At 59.9% G+C, this 15,722-nt stretch carries 17 protein-coding genes; 8 read left to right on the forward strand and 9 right to left on the reverse strand.

Features of this window, described 5'->3' with window-relative positions; genetic code table 11:
• On the forward strand, positions 1-1,829 hold a 1,829-nt coding region (locus ACIREA_RS11145), incomplete at its 5' end, for a discoidin domain-containing protein (RefSeq protein ID WP_397382350.1).
• A gap of 361 nt (positions 1,830-2,190) precedes the next feature.
• On the opposite strand, the gene ACIREA_RS11150 is transcribed toward ACIREA_RS11145, so the two are convergent.
• The 3 genes from ACIREA_RS11150 to lpdA all read right to left on the reverse strand — a co-directional run bounded on the left by ACIREA_RS11150 (position 2,191) and on the right by lpdA (position 5,133).
• Positions 2,191-3,156, reverse strand: a complete 966-nt coding sequence (locus tag ACIREA_RS11150) for an amidohydrolase family protein (RefSeq protein WP_397382351.1) — start codon at positions 3,154-3,156, stop codon at positions 2,191-2,193.
• A 68-nt stretch (positions 3,157-3,224) separates the two neighbouring features.
• On the reverse strand, positions 3,225-3,626 hold the full coding sequence (locus tag ACIREA_RS11155; RefSeq protein ID WP_397382352.1) for a hypothetical protein: 402 nt from the start codon (positions 3,624-3,626) through the stop codon (positions 3,225-3,227).
• Positions 3,627-3,756: 130 nt separating this feature from the next.
• The gene (gene lpdA, locus ACIREA_RS11160; protein WP_397382353.1) at positions 3,757-5,133 is read right to left on the reverse strand and encodes a dihydrolipoyl dehydrogenase; all 1,377 of its coding nucleotides are present in this window, start codon (positions 5,131-5,133) and stop codon (positions 3,757-3,759) included.
• Positions 5,134-5,280: 147 nt separating this feature from the next.
• Here lpdA and ACIREA_RS11165 point away from each other — a divergent pair, with 147 nt between their 5' ends.
• Together ACIREA_RS11165 and ACIREA_RS11170 are read left to right on the forward strand one after the other, a co-directional pair.
• Positions 5,281-6,270 (forward strand): S1C family serine protease, encoded by a 990-nt coding sequence (locus ACIREA_RS11165; RefSeq protein ID WP_397382354.1) that lies wholly within the window; start codon positions 5,281-5,283, stop codon positions 6,268-6,270.
• Between the two features lie 4 nt (positions 6,271-6,274).
• Positions 6,275-7,378 (forward strand): PDZ domain-containing protein, encoded by a 1,104-nt coding sequence (locus ACIREA_RS11170; RefSeq protein WP_397382355.1) that lies wholly within the window; start codon positions 6,275-6,277, stop codon positions 7,376-7,378.
• A gap of 6 nt (positions 7,379-7,384) precedes the next feature.
• Here the strand turns inward: ACIREA_RS11170 and ACIREA_RS11175 are convergent, their stop codons facing one another.
• Both ACIREA_RS11175 and ACIREA_RS11180 read right to left on the reverse strand, forming a co-directional pair.
• Positions 7,385-7,807 carry a type II toxin-antitoxin system VapC family toxin gene (locus ACIREA_RS11175; protein WP_397382356.1) on the reverse strand — a complete coding sequence of 141 codons (423 nt, stop codon included), beginning with the start codon at positions 7,805-7,807 and terminating at the stop codon, positions 7,385-7,387.
• On the reverse strand, positions 7,794-8,003 hold the full coding sequence (locus ACIREA_RS11180; protein WP_397382357.1) for a hypothetical protein: 210 nt from the start codon (positions 8,001-8,003) through the stop codon (positions 7,794-7,796). The genes ACIREA_RS11175 and ACIREA_RS11180 overlap by 14 nt, the downstream gene beginning before the upstream one ends.
• A 181-nt stretch (positions 8,004-8,184) precedes the next feature.
• Between ACIREA_RS11180 and ACIREA_RS11185 the strand changes: the two genes are divergently transcribed.
• The 4 genes from ACIREA_RS11185 to ACIREA_RS11200 are packed head-to-tail and all read left to right on the forward strand — an operon-like array spanning position 8,185 to position 11,085.
• Positions 8,185-9,474, forward strand: coding sequence for an aminopeptidase P N-terminal domain-containing protein (locus tag ACIREA_RS11185; protein ID WP_397382358.1), 1,290 nt, complete (start codon positions 8,185-8,187; stop codon positions 9,472-9,474).
• 1 nt (position 9,475) lies between these two features.
• Complete coding sequence (locus ACIREA_RS11190; protein ID WP_397382359.1) at positions 9,476-10,201, forward strand: 16S rRNA (uracil(1498)-N(3))-methyltransferase; 726 nt, start codon at positions 9,476-9,478, stop codon at positions 10,199-10,201.
• 47 nt (positions 10,202-10,248) lie between these two features.
• The gene (locus ACIREA_RS11195; protein WP_397382360.1) at positions 10,249-10,611 is read left to right on the forward strand and encodes a DUF5329 family protein; all 363 of its coding nucleotides are present in this window, start codon (positions 10,249-10,251) and stop codon (positions 10,609-10,611) included.
• Between the two features lie 51 nt (positions 10,612-10,662).
• Positions 10,663-11,085 carry a hypothetical protein gene (locus tag ACIREA_RS11200; RefSeq protein WP_397382361.1) on the forward strand — a complete coding sequence of 141 codons (423 nt, stop codon included), beginning with the start codon at positions 10,663-10,665 and terminating at the stop codon, positions 11,083-11,085.
• Between the two features lie 24 nt (positions 11,086-11,109).
• Here ACIREA_RS11200 and ACIREA_RS11205 read toward each other — a convergent pair whose 3' ends face one another.
• Together ACIREA_RS11205 and ACIREA_RS11210 are read right to left on the reverse strand one after the other, a co-directional pair.
• On the reverse strand, positions 11,110-11,691 hold the full coding sequence (locus tag ACIREA_RS11205) for a molybdenum cofactor guanylyltransferase (RefSeq protein ID WP_397382362.1): 582 nt from the start codon (positions 11,689-11,691) through the stop codon (positions 11,110-11,112).
• Positions 11,688-12,143 (reverse strand): MOSC domain-containing protein, encoded by a 456-nt coding sequence (locus ACIREA_RS11210; protein WP_397382363.1) that lies wholly within the window; start codon positions 12,141-12,143, stop codon positions 11,688-11,690. The genes ACIREA_RS11205 and ACIREA_RS11210 overlap by 4 nt, the downstream gene beginning before the upstream one ends.
• A 46-nt stretch (positions 12,144-12,189) precedes the next feature.
• On the opposite strand from ACIREA_RS11210, the gene ACIREA_RS11215 reads away from it, so the two are divergent.
• The gene (locus tag ACIREA_RS11215) at positions 12,190-13,221 is read left to right on the forward strand and encodes a Gfo/Idh/MocA family protein (RefSeq protein WP_397382364.1); all 1,032 of its coding nucleotides are present in this window, start codon (positions 12,190-12,192) and stop codon (positions 13,219-13,221) included.
• Between the two features lie 2 nt (positions 13,222-13,223).
• On the opposite strand, the gene ACIREA_RS11220 is transcribed toward ACIREA_RS11215, so the two are convergent.
• Both ACIREA_RS11220 and ACIREA_RS11225 read right to left on the reverse strand, forming a co-directional pair.
• Positions 13,224-14,480, reverse strand: coding sequence for a protein kinase (locus tag ACIREA_RS11220; RefSeq protein ID WP_397382365.1), 1,257 nt, complete (start codon positions 14,478-14,480; stop codon positions 13,224-13,226).
• A gap of 107 nt (positions 14,481-14,587) precedes the next feature.
• Positions 14,588-15,722 (reverse strand): TMEM43 family protein (locus tag ACIREA_RS11225; RefSeq protein WP_397382366.1); only part of this gene is annotated, 1,135 nt, incomplete at its 5' end.

The raw sequence follows: 15,722 nt of genomic DNA on the forward strand, positions 1-15,722 counted from the left end.
CGCAGCAGAAGAGCGAGAAATACGATACGGTGTGGCCCATCGTGGCACTCGGTGATTTCCAAGGTGGCCCGGGCCGATTCCATTCTCCCGAAGACCTTCGTTTGAATCACTTCACGGGCTGCGCGGGACAGACGATCTATCGTGGTGATCGCCTGCCGAAGGAACTGTATGGGAATGTGTTTCTGCCGGAGCCGGTAGGTCGCTTGATCCGCCGTTCCATCGTCGAAGTGAAGGATGGCATCACCACCGTGACCAATCCGTATGAGGCGGAGATGAATGAGTTCATCCGCAGCAGCGACCCGAACTTCCGTCCGCTGAACATGACGACCGGGCCGGATGGCTGCCTCTACATTGTGGATGCGTATCGTGGCATCATTCAAGAGGGCAACTGGGTGAAGCCGGGGAGCTTTCTGCGCGGAGCCATCGAGCCAACTGGCATGCAGCATGTGACTGGTCATGGGCGCGTTTGGCGTCTGGTGCACAAGGATTTCAAGCCCGGCCCGCAGCCGAAGATGATCGGCGAGACGGCCGAGCAGCTTGTCGCGCATCTCACGCATCCGAACGGTTTCTGGCGCGACACTGCGCAGCGCATGTTGGTGGTGAAGAACGACAAGTCCGTGGTGCCTGCGCTCATTGAGATGGCGGCGAAAAATGAGAACCATCTCGCCCGCCTGCACGCGCTGTGGACGCTTGAAGGACTCGATGCGATCACGCCGGACATCATTCACACCGCAATGAAGGATGCGCATCCGCAGCTGCGCGCCAATGCCATCCGCGTGGCGGAATCCCTGCTGAAGAAAGGCGACACGGCCCTGATCGTCGACATCAAAGCCCTGCGTGCTGACAAAGATCCGACGGTGGTCCTCCAGACGCTGTACACCAGCCGTCACTTCAACTGGCCGAACTGGAAGCTCGAAGCGCAGACGGTGCTGATGACATCGGCTAGCGTCGGCGTGAGGGAAATCGGTGCTCAGCTGCTGGTGGAGGCACCGAAGATCAGCGGCAGCTTCACCAAGGATGAGAAGAAGCAGCTGGAGCGTGGGCAGGAGATCTTCCGCTCGCTGTGCTTCGCCTGCCACGGTTTCGACGGCAACGGGATGCCGATCGCCGGCCGTGAAGGCGCGACGCTGGCGCCGCCGCTCGCTGGTTCCAAGACGGCAGTGCAAGGAGATGCCATCGTTCGCGTGATGATGAACGGCCTTGGCGGCCCCATCAATGGCAAGACCTATGAGGCGCAGATGGTGCCCATGGCCACAAACAACGACCAGTGGATCGCTGACGTGACGAGCTACATCCGCAAGGCCTTTGGCAACAATGGGAAGCTCGTCACCAAGCAGGAAGTGGCCAAGCTGCGCAAAGACCTCTCCAAGCGCACCACGCCGTGGAGCATCGAAGAGCTGCAGGCTCTCTCCCCGCAGCCGCTGAAAAATCGCGCTGCGTGGAAGCTCACGACCAGCCACAATGAAAAGGAAACTGCCAAGGCTGTCGATGGCGACATCGCCACGCGCTGGGACAGCCGCAAGCCGCAGACTCCCGACATGTGGTTCCAGATTGATCTCCCCGAAGCCACGGACATCTCCGGCCTCGTGCTCGACACGGGCAAATCGCACAACGATTATCCACGGCAGTATAAGATCGAACTGTCACTCAACGGCAGTGAATGGGAGAAGCCCGTTCTTCAGAGCAAAGGCGATGCTGGAGCGGTCGAATACGTCTTCCCAAAACCGGCCAAAGTGAAATTCATCCGCATTTCGCAGACTGGTGAAGCGAAGGGAACGTACTGGTCCATTCATGAGCTGGAAGTGCTGGGCGTGGTGAAGCAGCCTTGATGAGGCCATACCTTGCAAGCTGACTGGGAAGCAGGTGGGGCACATGACGCAGTGATTCGGCTTTTTCGAAGACCTGAGCATTCGTGAGAACCTGGATTTGTGGCGCGCATCAATGTCATCAAAGACCGGCAGACGGCGGTGAGCGCCAGCTGGCGGGCCAGTTGTCGGGCGGATTAAAGCAGCGCCTCGCACTCGCGGCATGAGTCACCGCTTGTCACATTGGGAGGACGAGCTCGGAGCTTGCTGACTTTGCGGAGTGCTGCGGGTTCGGAGACCCGCGCTCCAAGAACTCGCATGCGCACTCGTGCGGCACTGGCTTGCCATGCGCTGAGCACCTCTCGCGGAGCGAGAGGGCTACTTTCTATACCCGATAAAACTTGGTCGCATTGACTGACCACAGCTTGCGCTGATCTTCGAAGGGGCGTGATGCCACGATCTGGTCCAGGGCCTCGACCCAGCCGCGTACGCGGCTGCCGAGGAGGCAGACGGGCCAGTCGCCGCCGAAGAAGACGCGGTCGGGGCCGAAGGCATTGAGGCAGTGATTCACCACAGGCGCGAGGTCTTCGGCGCGCCATTCGCCGGGCGGGACGAAGGCGACGATGCCGCTGATCTTGCACATCACTCCTGGCTGCGCGGCGACGGCATCGATGCCGCGTTTCCAGCCGTCGGCGGTACAACTGCGTTTCAAGCCGGGACCGAGTTTGGGATTGAAGGCCTTCGGATCGCCGTTGCCGCAGTGGTCGAGGACGAAATGAGTCTCCGGGCACTGCTGGATGAGCTTCACGGCATCGTGCAGTTCCGTGGGGCGCATGGTGAGTTCGAAGTTGAGGCCGTGTTTGCCGAGTGTCTGCACGCCGCGCACGAAATCGGGGCGCAGGCAATAGCCAGCGGGCGTGGAGGGGCCGTGCAGCACCTGGCGCAGGCCTTTGACGATGCCGTTGCCGGCGTAGCGCTGCACATAGCTTTCGAAATCTGCTGAGGCGGGACGCCCGCCAATCGTGGCGGCGATGGTCGGGGTGTTACGGGCGCGGCATTGGGCCACGATGGCATCGGCTTCTTTGACGTGATCTTTCGGAGCGACATCCACTTCCATGTAGATGGCCTTCACGTTGAGGCCGTGAGTGGCCTCCACATATTCGGGGGTGAGGAAATCATGCTGCAGCACTTCAGGCGCTGTTTTGACCCAGGGTGGGTTCACGAAATCTCCGCCCCAGAGGTGCTGATGCGTGTCGATGATCAGCTTGTCCGCCCGCTTGGTCGTCGTGGTGCAGGAGGAAGCGGTGAGGGCCGCGGCGGAGGTGGTGTGGAGGAACTGACGGCGGTTCATGGTGGAGGATGGAGAGATAGGTAACGTGATACCAGACGCCTCCTTGTCATGATCAACACGTCTTTGAGCTATGGATGTTTGGCGCTAGAAGGTGCGATCAGCATGACTCGCGAGCCCGAAAGGGCGGCTCTTTCGTTGAGTGTACGATAGAGACGTTTTGCCTTGGAGGGACCGTTGAACATGGTGCCTTTGTGCTGAATCTCGAATCCAAATGCCGAAAAGCGTGGAACCGCGATGGCGGTGGCAGTGTAGGTCTGGGTGTCAGTTATTGAGCGGTCGTAACCGGAGGCCACTAGTGTGCTACCTGGAAGCATGCGATCATTCGCAATGTTTGAGCGTATAACCGAGTCCACCAGCACTGCAGCCTGATCTTCTGAAAGCTGGTAAGCATAGCCTTCTTTGATCGTGGAATGAGTGCCCGAACAGGCGCTGAGCAATGCGGCAAGCAGAAGTGGGAGGAGAGATTTCATTGTGGTTGTGAACGCATTGGGTGGATGATTGATCGCAGCAATTCGCTGCAAGAACGACAGAACAAAACTGGCGCGCCCTTGGGAGGCACGCCAGAGAATTAAAGTCGTTATAGAGCGAAGGAAGAATCAATCACACGTGGATCGGATGCCCCTTGGCGACTTCCGTCGCCTCCTTGACCATCTCGGACAGGGTCGGATGGGCGTGGATGGTGGCTTCGATTTCGTCCCAGGTGGCTTCGAGGTTCATGGCGAGGCCGATCTCGGCGATCATCTCGGTGCTTTCGCTGCCGATGATGTGCGCGCCGATGATCTCACCGTGCGGTTCGCCGTAGAGGATCTTGACGAAGCCTTCGGGCTCGGCGGCGGCGAGAGCCTTGCCGCTGGCCACGTAGGGGAACTTGCCGACCTTGAACTTGAGGCCCTTTTCCTTGGCCGCACGCTCGGTGAGGCCGATGCTGGCGACCTGCGGATGGCAGTAGGTGCAGCCAGGGAAGACGCCGACTTTCTTGGGCTTGTGCTTGGTGAAGAGACCTTCAATACACTGCACAGCCTCATAGCTGGCCACGTGGGCGAGCCAGGGCGGCCCGATGATATCGCCAGCACCATAGACGCCTTTGACGGAGGTTTGATAGCGGTCGTCGGTCTGAATCCAGCCGCGGTCGGTGAGCTTGATCTCGACTCCGCCGGGCAGCACGGGGACCACGCCGATGGCGACGAGGCAGACGTCCGCCTCAAGCGTTTCGTTGGCAGCACCTTCGACGGTGATCTTCACGCCATTTCCGTCTTCGGAAGTGCCGGTGACCTTGGTGTTGGTGAGGATGCGGATGCCGGACTTGGTCAGGCTCTTTTCCAGTGTCTTGCTGACTTCGGTGTCTTCGACTGGGAGGATGTCTGGAAGCATTTCAACGACGGTCACCTTGGTGCCGTAGGCGTTGAAGAAGTAGGCGAACTCAATGCCGATGGCACCTGCACCGATGACGATGATGCTCTTGGGCTGCTTGTCGAGGGTCATGGCCTCCTTGCTGCCGATGACGGTCTTGCCATTGAAGGGGAAGCCGGGCATCGGGCGGGTTTTCGCGCCGGTGGCGATGAGGATGTTGGCCGCATCGTGGGTGGCCTTGGTGCCGTCAGCGGCGGTCACTTCAACCTTGCCTGCGGCGGGGATGCTGGCGGTGCCTTTGAGGTAGTCGACCTTGTTCTTCTTGAAGAGGAACTCGATGCCCTTGTTGAGCTTGTCGCTGACGCCACGGCTGCGGCCGATGACCTTGGACCAGTCATACTCGACGCTGCCGATCTTGAGGCCGAACTCCTCGGCGCGGTGGGTGATGGTGTGGTACAGCTCGGCGTTCTTCAGCAGGGCCTTGGTGGGAATGCAGCCCCAGTTCAGGCAGGTGCCCCCGGCGCGGTCGTTTTCGACGCAGGCCACTTTTTTGCCGAGTTGCGCTGCGCGGATGGCTCCGACGTAGCCCGCAGGCCCGCCGCCGATAACGATGAGGTCGTAGTTCATGAAAAGTGTGTGATTGGGGGTAAGACGCCCGAGAGAAGCGCAGCCCGGCCCCGTATTCAACAGCAGATTCCCCCCCGGATCGCAGTTTGACCTGCCGGGCGGGTGAACGTAAACTCCGGCACGCGCATGTTCTCCCTCTGCACTCTCATGGCTCGCAGAGCCGCTACGGTCTTCGTAGCGTCCGGATTCATTGCCTCCACGGCCCTCGCGGCGGGTGGAGCGGATAAAAATCCTGCGCCGAAGACTGACATCTCTGAACTCCTGAAGATCCAGAGTGACGTGCAGAAGCTGCTACCCCGGGTGCGCCAGGCGCTGGTGGCCATCCAAAGCGGTGACGGCACGGCCAGCGGGGTCATCATTTCCGCCGACGGGCTGATGCTGACGGCCGCCCACGTTCCCAACGGCCCGGGCAAGGACATGAAGGTCATTTTGGAAGACGGCACCGTCACCACGGCCAAATCGCTGGGGCTGGACAAAACGACCGACGCCGCACTGGCCCAGCTGAAAGACCGGGGCAAGCCCTGGCCTTTCGTGAATCTGAGCCGTGAAGTGGCCAAGGCGCTGCCCGGTGAGTGGTGCTTCGCAATGGGGCACCCCGGGGGCTTTGACAAGGCACGCGGCCCCGTGCTGCGTGTGGGCAGGATCATCAAGCAAACCGCCAACAGCCTGCACAGCGACTGCGTGCTGATGGGCGGCGACTCGGGCGGCCCGCTTTTCAACTTCAATGGCGAGGTCATCGGCATCCACAGCCAGATCTGGGAGGGGCGGGACCAAAACGTTCACGTTTCCATGGCGCCCTTTCTCCGGTCCTGGGAGGCGATGCAGAAATCGCAGGTCATCAAGACCTGGGGCACGGGTGCCGGTGGCTACCTCGGGGTGGCGACGGTGATGAACGACAGTCTGGATCTCGAAGTGGCCGATGTGATCGAAGCCTCTCCCGCACTGAAGGCTGGGATTCGCGCCGGAGATGTCATCCTGAGCGTCAATGATGAGGCCATGACCGACCAGCAGCAGTTCAGCGCCACCGTGCGCGCCCGGGCCGCAGGCGACACCCTCAAGCTCAGACTGCGCACCCACGACAAGGAACGCGATGTTTCCGTCCAACTGGCACAAAAGCCGCAGGAAGAAGGACAGTAAGACAATGACGAAGGACGAATTTAAAATGACGAAGGACAGCCCCGCCGCATTCCGTGCGCGGGCTGCTTGGTCATTTGGGCTTCGTCATTCCGCTTTTCTTCTACTCCTCAGTCCCCTTCTCATCCATGCGGACCCGCCGCGCCTGCCTCTGCCGCAGGAGGACCGAACCAATGGGAAGCACACGCTCGCGGCTGTTGAAAGGCTCAAGCCGCTCACCATCGCCTGTGCCGCGCGCATCGAGAGCCCGCTGGGACGCGCCATCTGCACCGCCACCATTGTGGGCGAAGACGGCTATGTGTTATTCAAGGCCAGCGAGGTGCCGGAGCTGCATAAAACACGCATCAAGTTCAGCGACGGGCGCACCGCAGATCTGCGCGAGGTGCACCGTGAGACGCGGCTGGACCTGTTGCTGGCCCAGGCGGTGGGCATTACCGGACTGCGCGCGGTTTCATTTGGTGGCGCACACTCACTCGGTCTCGGCCAGTGGCTGTGCAGTGTGGCGGATGCAGGCAAGGAAACGCGTATCGGCATTGTCAGCGCCAAATTCCGCCGTATTCCGGGCGAGGGTGCCGCCATGGGCATCCGCATGGATGCCAAAGCGTCCAAAGATGGCAAAGGGGTGCGAATCGTCGGCATCGCCAGTGAAAGCCCCGCCGAGGCCGCCGGTTTGCAGGAAGACGACGTCCTCATCACCATTGCAGGTGAAAAGGTGGGGGCTCTGGACCGTGTTTATGACATCGTGAAAAAGCGCCAGCCCGGTGAGATCATTGACATCCACTACCTGCGCAAAGACAAGGAGGAGAGCTGCCGCGTCCGCCTGGCCAGCCGCTCCAAGGTGCTGAACAACTGGGAGGGCGAAGACTTCGCCAATGGCGGTATCTCCCTGCGCAACGACAACTTCCCCGAAGTCCTCCAGCACGACATCCCCCTCCTCCCCGCCGACATGGGCGGTCCCGTGGCCACACTCGAAGGCAAGGTCGTCGGCATCAACATCGCCCGTGTGGACCGCGTCACGACCTTTGCCCTGCCGGTTGAAGCCTTCTGGACTGAAACCCAGCTGTGGATCAAGGCGGACCGCCATCCGCCGAAAGCGGTACTGGCGCAATAAAGGGGCTTAATCCGCCCAGTTCTCAAAGCGCAGCCCCGGCACTTGCGCAAAGTCCACGGTGTTCCGCGTCAGCAGCAAGGCATCATGCGCCAAGGTGATGCAGGCGATTTTTAAATCATGCGTCCCAATGCGCACGCCATCACGGCGAAGCTTCAAAAATAAATCGGATGACTCCACATCCCAAGCCAGCACCGTCCATTTGGCAAACACTTCGACACTGGTATGCATGCGCCTATAAACTTCGATCTGCCCGTGCGGATTGATGGATCTGCGGTTCAACTCTGCCAACCATCCGCGCATGGATTCCTCAATGGTCACCACTGTCAGAGACGCGTCGTCACCGGAAGCATCGACTCGCGCGCGCAAACGTTCACCTGATTCGGAGGCGCTCAGAAACTGCCGGAGCATGTTGCCATCAAGCACCAGCATGGGTCTTTGGCGCGGTCTGTTCCTTCTCCCAAGTCTGCGTTTTCGCCCATGCCTCACCTGCATCCATCGCTGACTCAAAAATTGGATCTTTGGCGAAGGCTCCAAAGGTACTCATCCATTCGCGCTTCGAGTGAATGGTTAAACCTTCGGCATTTTCTCCAGAGGCACTGGCGGTTTGTGTCGATGTCACGGACATGCCTTGAGGGTATGCGCATATTTCCAAAAGTTCAAGACCCGCCTTTCTTCGCGTCTGTTCAGAGGCTCAAGCTTCCAGCGAGCGTACTGAAGTCCTGATAGGGCACGTTCACGGCCTCGACTTTCGGAGAATGTCGGCCACAATCGCCTCCTGCTGCAAGCAGGAAGCTTGCCCTACTCCTATGCGCTACCAACCTCTGCCCGCCGAATTGTTCGTTTCCAATCGCCAGCATCTTTATGCCAAGCTGCCGCCGCAGTCCGTCGTGATCGTTCATGCCAATGATGTGCTGCCGACGAATGCGGACGGTTCACTCAGTTTCGTGCAGAACAGCGATCTTTTTTACCTGAGCGGCGTGGATCAGGAGGAGACGATTTTGGTGCTTTATCCCGATGCGGCGGATCCGAAGCAGCGGGAGATGCTGTTTGTGCGCGAGACGAACGAGCACATCGCCGTGTGGGAGGGCGAGAAGCTCAGCAAGGAGCAGGCGAAGGAGCGCAGCGGCGTTTCACGCGTGCACTGGCTGGAGGATTTTGAGGTGCTGTTCCGCGCCGTCATGTGCCAGGCGGACCATGTTTTCCTCAACTCGAACGAGCACCCCCGTGCCACCATCCCCACGGAAACGCGAGAGATGCGCTTCACGCAGCGCTGCCAGCGTGAGTATCCGCTGCATGACTACCGCCGGCTCGCGCAGCTGATGCATGAGCTGCGTGTCATCAAGAGCCCGCATGAAATCACGGCGCTGAACGAAGCGATTCGCATCACGGGCGAGGGCTTTGACCGGTTGCTTAAGTTTGTGAAGCCGGGCGTGCAGGAGTTCGAGATTGAGGCCGAGCTGTCCCATGAGTTCATCCGCCAGCGTGCGCGCGGCTTTGCCTACACGCCGATCATCGCCAGCGGCGCGAACGCCTGCGTGCTGCATTACATCACCAACCACTGCCAGTGTCAGGACGGTGAGCTGCTGCTGCTGGATGTGGCGGCGAACTACGGCAACTACAACGCGGACCTCACGCGCACGATTCCTGTGAACGGCAAGTTCACGCCGCGCCAGCGCCAGGTCTATGACGCCGTGCTGCGCGTCTTCAAAAAGTGCTGCCAGATGCTGCGCCCCGGCGTCATCATCCGCGAGTATCAGGAGGAGGTGGGCAAGCTGATGGAAAAGGAGCTGCTCGGCCTCGGTTTGATCACGGAGGAGGACATCGCGAAGCAGGATCCCGACAAACCGGCGTATAAGAAATATTTCCCGCACGGCACCTCGCATCCGCTGGGCATCGACGTGCATGACGTGGGCCACATGTGGAAGCCCGTGCAGCCCGGCATGGTCTTCACCGTGGAGCCCGGCATCTACATCCGGGAGGAAAAACTTGGTGTCCGTCTGGAGAACAACATCTTCATCGGTGAACACGAAAACATTGATCTCATGGCGCATATTCCGATCGAGGCGGATGAGATTGAAGCGCTGATGAAACGCTGACATGTCGCTGCCGCGCTTCCATCTTTCCGCCTCTGACTGGACCACGCCACACCTCACGCTGACCGGCGATGAAGCGCAGCATTGTGGCCGCGTGATGCGCAAGCAGCCGGGGGACACCATCGAGGTCTTTGATGGCGCAGGCCGGGTGGCCGTTTGCGAGATCACGCAGGTGACCAAATCGACCGTGCAGGCCAAAATCACCGCTGAAACGCGAGTTGAACCGTTTCAGACATCGATTCATCTGCTGCCTGCGCTGATCAAAGCGGAGCCCTTTGAGTGGCTGCTGGAAAAGGCGGTGGAACTGGGCGCCGCGAGCATCCAGCCCGTCATCACGGAGCGGACCGTGATCCATCTCGATGCGGCACAGACGGAGAAGAAGCTGGCCAAATGGAGGCGGCATATGATTGAAAGCGCGAAGCAATGCCACACGCCGTTTGTGCCTGAGCTTCACGCGCCCATCACCCTCGCCGCAGGTGTGAAGTTTGAAGCTGCACTGAAGCTTATCCCAGCACTCAGCGAGCACTCCCGTACGCTTAAAGAAGCATTGCCTGCATCCAGACCGGACAGCGTGGCCATCTTGATCGGGCCCGAGGGTGACTTCACGGCTGAAGAAGAAGCGCAGGCTTTTGCGGCGGGCTTTGTACCGGTCACGCTGGGGCCGCTGGTCCTGCGTGCCGAGACTGCCAGCATCGCCACGCTGGCGATCTTGGGGCATGAGCTGCGTTGAACACGAACAACCGCATGCCAGCGCAGGGGCGTTTAATGAGTACCGCCATGACAACCAAACTCATCACCCAAGCCTTATGTCTCATCTGCTTCTTTTGGAGTGCCTCCACCGCGCTGACGGCAGCAGAGGCAACCGAGAAGACGAAGATCGAGGCGCTGATCTCGCACATTCAGGGACTGGAAAACGCCACCTTCATCCGGAACGGAAGCGACTACGGCGGGGCGAATGCGGCCAAGTTTCTCCGGGCCAAATGGGAGCGGAATGACAAGGAGGTGAAGACCGCAGCCGATTTCATTGCGATGGTGGCCTCCACTTCAGGCACTTCCGGGAAGCCGTATGTGATTCGCTTCAAGGATGGGAAAGAAACGCCGTGTGGCGAATACCTGACGGCGCAGCTCAAGAAGCTGTGAAGCTTATTTCACCGAATGAGACTTGAGCCTCTCAAAGAAAGTCCACCCCGCATGACCGCCAGAATTGTTATCACCATCATCGCGGCTTTCACTCTCAGCAGCTGCTTTGTTCCTGTTCCGCACATGAGACTGCACCTCTATGGAGTTAGGGGGCGCGTTGTGGATGCCGACAGCCATCTGCCGGTCGCCAACGTCACCATTTCCTCACCACCTGACAAACGCGTGGCAACTAGTTCTGCCGACGGTTATTTCTCCCTAAAACCTGTTTACGGATGGCATGGTGCATACCTCTTCAGTCCGATTTCGCAGTCCTTATTTCCGCCTTTGGACGTCTCGCCTCGCCACCGCAAGATGGACGTCTCCGCCCCGGGCTATCAAAGCAAGCACATGTCGTTTTTTGGCCCCTCAACCAAGTTGCATCGGTCCTCGAGATCTTTTTTGGACGGACAAACCATTGAGCTGCACAAAAACTAAGGGGCAACTTTCAGATCAGAAGCATCACTTCAAATCCGCCGGCGTGTTCGCATTGTGGAAAAAGGGCATCTGCTCATCTCCCAGCGCATGCGTGACGGCCAGCTCTGAATGGACGGCGGTCTCGATGACGTGCTGGAGCTTGAAGTCTTTCTTTGAAAGCGCCTCCCGCATAAGCGGCAGCATGGAGGGAACGTAGAGACCGGCGAGGGTTTCATCGCCGTGCGGACCGCGAAAGAACCAGCCCTTCTCCGGGCTCTCGTGCTGGTGCAATTGTTCGCGCAGAAAGGCGGCGGTCATCCAGGGCATGTCCACGGCGAGGACGAGCAGCGGCATCTGCACCTGCTCCAAACATCGTGTGATGGCACCCAGCGGACCGTCATCCGCGCCCTCGGGATCATGCACGACTTCCACTTCTTCGCTGGGGCTGACAAACAAAGGTTGTTCGCGCCGGCAGGAGAGGAGCACGCGAGCGGCACCGATCGACTGCAGCTTGTGCAATTGTGCCTGCCACAAATCCTGCCCATGCCAATGGAGCAGGGCTTTGTCCTGTTTCATCCGGGTGGAGCGACCACCGGCGAGCAATGCGGCGGCGAAGGGAGAGTTCATGATTTGCGGAGGATGCCGTCGCTCAGAATTTTCGCCCTCAGGCCCCCGTGGCCTTTGAGAGCTGCTTCGGCTCCTTCAGCAAAGGCCTGGTTCATCCAGTGGCAGGGTGCTGCCTCCTGCGTACCGAGAAAACGCACGCCCTGCACTTCAAACTCGGTGCCGATGAGAGTGTTGAGGTCGATGCCCTTGGTGATGAGGTTGCGGCGAAAGACGGAGGGGGGCACACCCATGGCGCTGAACTGCTCGCAGAGACGCTCGTATTGCTCGTGTTCAAAGAAGGTGACCTGCCCTTTGAAGTCCTCCTTCCAGCCGAAATAGCGATCACCACGCAGGCCTTTTCCAGCCACGCATTCAGCCTCCGGCACTTCGATCATGGGCGTGGTGCCGGGTGGCAGGCCGTGATGACCGACGTAGATGTGCTCCGGAGAAAGGAAGATGTGCAGGATTTGCATGCGGGGCTTGAATGTTGGCTCCAAGGTGTGCCCAATCCATACGTCTATGACCGCAACTGAGCAACCCATCCGCATCGGCATCATCGGCGCCGGTGGCATCGTCAAATCCCGCCACATGCCCGGCCTGCGGGCGATCCCGAATGTCCAGATCACCCAGGTGACGAACCGCTCGCTGGAAAGTGCCGAGGCTTTCTGCCGTGAGTTTGCGCCAGAAGCCAAGGCAGTGGAGCGCTGGGAGGAAGTGGCGTCTAGCGATGAGGTGGATGTGGTCTGGATCGGCACGCACCCGTACATGCATGCTGAGATGACCTGCTACGCGCTGCAGCACGGGAAGCATGTCTTCACGCAGGCACGCATGGCGGCATCTCTGCCGGAGGCGGGCCAGATGTGGGAGGCGTCCATGCGTTATCCGGAACTCGTCACCGCGATCTGCCCGGCACCGCAGGGCATGCATGGTGGAGAGCTGGTGAAGAAGCTGCTCGCGGAAGGTGCCATCGGCACGCCGCATCAGGTGCTGCTGCACAGTTTCAATGATGCCTGGCTGGATGCGGCAAAGCCCGCACACTGGCGGCAGCAGTCCGACTTGAGCGGCATTCAAATCCTCACGCTCGGCATTTACACCGAGGTGCTGCAGCAGTGGCTCGGCCACATCGTGGAAGTGGAGGCACGCGGCAATGTGGTGATCCCGGAACGTGCGGGCGTGGAGGTGGATATTCCGGATTTCGTCAACGTGATGGCCAAATTCCGCAGCGGCATCGAGGCCACGATGCTCTTCAGCGGCGTGGCCGCGCATGCGCCGACGGACAAGCTGTGGATCTTCGGCTCCGAAGGCACGCTGAGCTATGACTTCGCCACGGATGATCTTCAGGTGGGCAAACGCGGCGGCAAGCTGGAGTCAGTGCCGGTTCCCACCGAGCTGCAGCGAAGCTGGACGGTGGAGCGTGATTTCATCGCGGCGGTGCGTGATCCGAAAGCTCCGCGACCGAGGCCGGATTTCGGCGAAGGCATGAACTACATGCGTGTGGTGCATGGCGTCTGGCAGGCCATGGATGCCCAGGCGGCGGTGCGCGTGGTGTAACCTCACGCCATGCGGCGGCGGCCCACGGCGAGAGCGCCGTTCACGACGTGCAGCAGGCCTTCGACTTGGTAGGGCTTTGGCAGCGCAGCGGCAAAGCCGTAGGCGGCGCAGTCTTTCATCACAGCGTCATCCCGATAGCCGGAGGAGACGATGGCGAGGATTTGTGGATCAAGGCGACGGAGATACAGCATGGTTTCCCGGCCGCACATGCCGTCGGGAATGGTGAGATCGAGAATGGCGAGGTCGTAGGGACGGCCCTGCTGCATCGCTTCCTGATACTGGCGCAGAGTCTCCTTGCCATCTCCGGTTTCAACGACTTCAAAAGACGCCTTTTCCAAGGCACGGCGCATCAGATCGCGCACCATGAGATCGTCTTCGAGCAGCAGGATGCGTCCGGCGGAAGGTTTGGCGACCGGCAGAGGTCGGCTGGGAGTATGAGCCGCAGGCACCGATGCCGCCTCGATCACCCGGCGCATGTCGCCCATGGACTGATAGCGGTGCTCACGATCCGTCATCAAGGCACGGATGATGACCGCATCAAAGCGGGCATCCAGACCGTGCAGCAAGGTGGATGGTGGCTGCCAGGAACCACGTGGCAGTGCCCCCGTGAGCATCTGATACATCAGCACGCCGAAGGCATAGATGTCAGCGCGATGATCGACGTCCCGGTGCGCGTTGAACTGCTCCGGTGCGGCGTATTCCGGCGTGCCCATGACCATGTGCGTTTCGGTGACCATGGACGGCGCGCGCATGACGTCCTTGGCGAGCCCGAAGTCGGTGATCTTCACCTCGCCCTGGCGGGTAAGCATGATGTTCGCGGGCTTGATGTCACGATGGACGATGCCTTTGGAGTGCGCGTATTCGAGTCCGGCGCAGATTTGTGGCAGCAGCTGCAGCGCGAGTTCGCGCGTCATGCGGCCGGTGCGCATGATTTCACCGAGATCGGTGCCATCGACGAACTCCATGACGAAGAACAGGAAGTCGGTGCCGATATGACCATAGTCGTAGATGGCGACGATGTTCGGGTGGTTCAGCGTGGCCATGGCCCGCGCCTCACGGCGAAAGCGATCTTCAAAAGCGAAGTCATACCCGTCGCTCACGCGCAGCACCTTGATGGCCACGGGCCGGCCGAGGCTGAGCTGCGTGCCACGATACACCGTACCCATGCCGCCGATGCCCACCTGTGCCTGCACGGAATAACGCCCGAAGGGCATCATGGCGGACAGTTCCTGCGACGAAGGCGGCGCGGAACGAGTCACAAGGGGAGCGGCGGTGCTGCTGGTAAGTCGCATCAGTCAGGTACTGTGACACACCTGACAACGGGAGCAACAACCATCAAGCTTAGAGTATATTTAGCCCTTCCTACTCAAGCTGCGGCAGGCTTGCTGGCAGCTGCCAGCTTACGGGTGTAAATGAAGGCTCCGATGGCCAGTGCCAGCATCGCGATGCCAAGCAACGGGCGGACAAAGATCCAGGCGATGGCGATCACCAGGAAGGAGATGGCACCCGCCAGGGCAAAGGAGATCAGGCCCGTGCCCATGCCGATAATGTTGCCGATGAAGGGAATCACACTGCCCAGCACGCTGAGCGGTTTCATGATGGCCATGAAGCCGAAGGCCATGAAGAGGAAGCCGAAAAAGCGCACCAGCCAGGTGATCATGGAATTCGCGGAGGCCGCGTTTTTAAACATGGTTTCGGCACTGACCGTACCTTCTTCGATGAAGTCGATCGCATCGCCGGCCTTGGTCTGGTAGGGCTCAAAAGTCTCATCGATCTGCGCGGCCAGGATGCTGAAGGTGCCGGGCTTCACGATTTCAAAAGACACGCGCACGTCGCCAACCTTGGGCTCTTTGGGGTTTGGGCCGATGTAGAAGGCTCCGTCCTGGATTTTCGTGCCCTCTTTGAGATCGGCGGGCAGCGTGGCCAGATCCGCATCCGTGACCGCACGTTTGATCGGGCTGCCCATTTGCTTCACAAAGTCTTCCGGCACGTCAAACGCTCCCAGAGTGACCTTCTCGGCGCTGATGTTGGCATTTCCGGAGATCAAGTCGCCTTCGTTGGTGTGGCCTTCGGGCTTTTTGAACTCCGAAGACTTCACCGGCTCATCCACCCATTTCTTGTCGTAGGTGTAGGTGGTCGTGGTTTCTTCACTGCCACCGACTTTTTCCTTCTTCTCGGTCTTCTTGTTCTCCACCCACTGATAAATCTCTTCGGTGCGCACCAGCCGCAGTGCCGGCACGCTGACGCCGTAATCGGTGTCCACCACCAGCGCGTCTGTTTTGGCCTCACCGGTCACATGCACCAGCTTTTTATCATTGGCAGGATCCACTTTGTCCGCAGCCACATGCACCACGGCGGCGGCACCTTCCTTCAGGCTGTTTGCCGTGGTGACGGCACGTCCTTCGTTCCACCAGAGCAGAACGATCGTCACGGGAATGACAATGATGCCAAACAGAATGCCTTTGATCGATTCGCCAATCCGGCTGAACCAGCCTTGTGAT

Source organism: Prosthecobacter sp. (assembly GCF_044373815.1).
In the GTDB taxonomy this organism is placed as follows: domain Bacteria; phylum Verrucomicrobiota; class Verrucomicrobiia; order Verrucomicrobiales; family Verrucomicrobiaceae; genus Prosthecobacter.

Excerpts from the sequence above, each read along its gene's own strand:
- ACIREA_RS11150 (WP_397382351.1), bottom strand. The coding sequence starts at position 3,156 with ATGAACCGCCGTCAGTTCCTCCACACCACCTCCGCCGCGGCCCTCACC.
- ACIREA_RS11155 (WP_397382352.1), bottom strand. The coding sequence starts at position 3,626 with ATGAAATCTCTCCTCCCACTTCTGCTTGCCGCATTGCTCAGCGCCTGT.
- lpdA (WP_397382353.1), bottom strand. The coding sequence starts at position 5,133 with ATGAACTACGACCTCATCGTTATCGGCGGCGGGCCTGCGGGCTACGTC.
- ACIREA_RS11165 (WP_397382354.1), top strand. The coding sequence starts at position 5,281 with ATGGCTCGCAGAGCCGCTACGGTCTTCGTAGCGTCCGGATTCATTGCC.
- ACIREA_RS11170 (WP_397382355.1), top strand. The coding sequence starts at position 6,275 with ATGACGAAGGACGAATTTAAAATGACGAAGGACAGCCCCGCCGCATTC.
- ACIREA_RS11175 (WP_397382356.1), bottom strand. The coding sequence starts at position 7,807 with ATGCTGGTGCTTGATGGCAACATGCTCCGGCAGTTTCTGAGCGCCTCC.
- ACIREA_RS11180 (WP_397382357.1), bottom strand. The coding sequence starts at position 8,003 with ATGTCCGTGACATCGACACAAACCGCCAGTGCCTCTGGAGAAAATGCC.
- ACIREA_RS11185 (WP_397382358.1), top strand. The coding sequence starts at position 8,185 with ATGCGCTACCAACCTCTGCCCGCCGAATTGTTCGTTTCCAATCGCCAG.
- ACIREA_RS11190 (WP_397382359.1), top strand. The coding sequence starts at position 9,476 with ATGTCGCTGCCGCGCTTCCATCTTTCCGCCTCTGACTGGACCACGCCA.
- ACIREA_RS11195 (WP_397382360.1), top strand. The coding sequence starts at position 10,249 with ATGACAACCAAACTCATCACCCAAGCCTTATGTCTCATCTGCTTCTTT.
- ACIREA_RS11200 (WP_397382361.1), top strand. The coding sequence starts at position 10,663 with ATGACCGCCAGAATTGTTATCACCATCATCGCGGCTTTCACTCTCAGC.
- ACIREA_RS11205 (WP_397382362.1), bottom strand. The coding sequence starts at position 11,691 with ATGAACTCTCCCTTCGCCGCCGCATTGCTCGCCGGTGGTCGCTCCACC.
- ACIREA_RS11210 (WP_397382363.1), bottom strand. The coding sequence starts at position 12,143 with ATGCAAATCCTGCACATCTTCCTTTCTCCGGAGCACATCTACGTCGGT.
- ACIREA_RS11215 (WP_397382364.1), top strand. The coding sequence starts at position 12,190 with ATGACCGCAACTGAGCAACCCATCCGCATCGGCATCATCGGCGCCGGT.